Genomic DNA, 2,708 nt, shown 5'->3' with positions numbered 1-2,708 from the left:
AATTTGAACCGTCACGCTTATCAGGGTTTCACCTGTTTTGGCATCGGTTACTGTTCCTTCCACCGACTGCTGTGCAAACATCGTTAAGGAAAGTGAAAGGAGCATCACAAGAAATACCAGTCTTTTCATAATTTAGGTTGTTGAATAAATTCACAATTCTACTACTACTCAAATTATTTATAGGCAATTACAGCATCACCAGCCATCACTCTCGTTCCATCGTTCCTAAGCTCTGTTCCTGCAGGAAGAACGACGATTAAAGAGGCTTGATCGGCTGGCAGCTGAATACTTACATTCCCATTAGCACCCTTAACCATATATCTTTTGGAAATAATGTCGAAGAGGTCAACGCTGCTACTTGAGGTATAGTTAACTGTTTTGACCTCCTTGTATGGATTGTAGTAGAGGTAAACAGGGTACTTGTTTTCTCCATAGAAATCGGTGGCGTTGCAATCGAGGGCGAGAATACCATCCACATCCGTTTTATGGACAATGGCCCCAAAGACACCTACTATAGAGGTGCTGTATATGCTGAACATCGATTCCTTGGGCTGCCCTTTCACCCATTTTGGTCCATCGCCAGTGGCTACTGGAGAAATGCCTTTAAGTATGGGTTTACCGTAATCATCCATTTTGCGGAGGCCTTCGTATCCAATTATTCCGTGTGTGATATTTTTCATTTCAGGCAACCATTGGTGGGCATTGTCAACCTGGTCAGGGTAAAAGAGGCGTGAGGCATTTACCGCATTTAGCATATACTTGCCAATAGCCGTTGCATACTGCGGTTCATATTTTACCATGGGAACTAGAGGCCAAGCCATGGCTACCGAATTCATAAAGAATCCATAGCCACCCCCATCGGTAATGCTACCCACAAGGCCATCTACATCGTCATTACCCCATTTTTCGGCAATTACGCCCCAGCCATACCGGGCATCCTTATCTTGACAACCGTCGAATGTCCAGTTTAGCAGCTTGGTAACATCGTAGTGGGTTCCTTGTTCCGCATTTAGCCTTGCGGCGGTATAGGCTCCAAATGGTAAGAGAATTTCATAAAAGCGACTCTCCTTCTGGTTGAGTAAAGCTTCGGTTGCACTTTCAGCTCCCTTTAGGTAGCGCTTATCACCAAATTTTTGATAGGCCGAATAGAGTACCCAAGCCTGTCCACCAGCGGCATCCTGTTCCCATGGAACCTGGTTACGCATGCCCTTCATATTGGCGTAGTCGAAATAGGAGTAGCTGTAGTTTCCGTTCAATACCGAGTCGGCTTTATAGAACTGGTCTGCAACCTTTTGGAGAATGTAATTTGTGTTTTCAACCTTGGGATAGAGGGCTGCCACTGCGTAGTAAAGCACGTTGGGGTAAACGTCGTACCACCAATCACGCCCATAACCACCACCAGCCATTGCCACGGTTGGGTTGGTGTTGTTCATCACAATATTCCACTTGGTGTCGCTGTTGAAATAGTTCTGCACCATCTTCACGTAATTGAAGCCGTGCTGGTTTGTCTTATCGATTCCGTTAAGCCCAGCACTTATCAGCGAGCTCAAGGATGTTAAAGCCTCATGAAACTCCCCATTGTTTTTCTTTGGTCCCTGGCGTACGTCACCAATCACTGTATATAGGCCAAACGTAACCTGGTTGATGTTTCTTCTGGCGCTGTCGAGCCAAATGTATGGACCATCGGATTCATGATTGTTGAAGTCATAAACAAGGCTGTCGAACTGCATTGTTTTCTTTTTCCAGTCAATAATTTTAAGCGGCTGTGGTATGTCCGGCATTTGATCGACGCGCGCTATGGGTGTTTGAACCACAGGCTTTCCCTTATGGGAAGTGCAGAAATTTAAGCTGGCTAGCAGCACTAAAGCGACTACGATGAAGAGGTACTTTTTCATTTCTCTTTAGAATAAGAATCTTTCATTATGTTTTTCGCAAGTGGAATGGAGAGCATCTGGATAAGCGCAACAATTACTAGAGAATACCTTAGGGCGAAATCTTTTGAAACGTAGAAGGCTAGGCCAATGAATAGTACAAGCCCAAAGAATCGCCCCACATACAGGCCAAACTCATGGTTGAAAATGTAGGCATATTTGCTGCGGTTCTCCTTTACCGACAAGATATCGATTACCTGCATCTGAATAGGGAAGTAGGCAATATCGTGCAAGGGCATGAACAGCACTTTACATAGAACAAACACAATTACCCCAATGGCGGAAAACAGAATCTGGTTGGTAAGGGCACCAATAAGAAAAACGGTCATACCAGCGGCAAAAATGTAGATCCTATGTTTGGGCTTTGTCGTTCTTCCCAGGAAGTAGAGTATGAAAGCCGTTAGTATTCCACTAATACTTTGAATAGTCCCAAGAGTTGCCTCATTGCCAACTAAGGTCATGATTAGAATGGCGGGTGCAGTAACCAGATACCCCTGAACCATTCCCTTTAAGGATGCAAGCATCAGCATCTTCTTCCATAACCTGTCGAAGTGCAGGTAAAGAAACTTCTTTTGCTTAGGATTTTTAAATCTATGCTGATGAATTACAATGCTGGCCAGAATAGTGAGCAGAAGCACTATTCCGGTTACAATTTTATAGGCACCTTGGATGTTACCACCAAACCAGCCTTGGGTAGTACTTCGGATTAGGAACCAGCCAACTACCACAGGAACAATAATATATGTTATGGTATAGAAGAAAGTCTCCACACCGTAG

Annotated in this window: 2 protein-coding genes; both read right to left on the bottom strand. The window is 44.4% G+C overall.

Annotation, left to right across the window (positions count from 1 at the left end; translation table 11 throughout):
- Positions 1-173: 173 nt before the first annotated feature.
- The gene (locus VMW01_06805; protein ID HUW05951.1) at positions 174-1,895 is read right to left on the bottom strand and encodes a D-glucuronyl C5-epimerase family protein; all 1,722 of its coding nucleotides are present in this window, start codon (positions 1,893-1,895) and stop codon (positions 174-176) included.
- Positions 1,892-2,708 (bottom strand): hypothetical protein (locus tag VMW01_06800; GenBank protein ID HUW05950.1); only part of this gene is annotated, 817 nt, incomplete at its 5' end. The genes VMW01_06805 and VMW01_06800, both read right to left, overlap by 4 nt.

The organism is Williamwhitmania sp. (assembly GCA_035529935.1).
Taxonomy (GTDB): Bacteria; Bacteroidota; Bacteroidia; order Bacteroidales; family Williamwhitmaniaceae; genus Williamwhitmania.
Note: the sequence above shows the minus strand (reverse complement) of the source record. Positions and strands in the feature narration are given on the sequence as shown.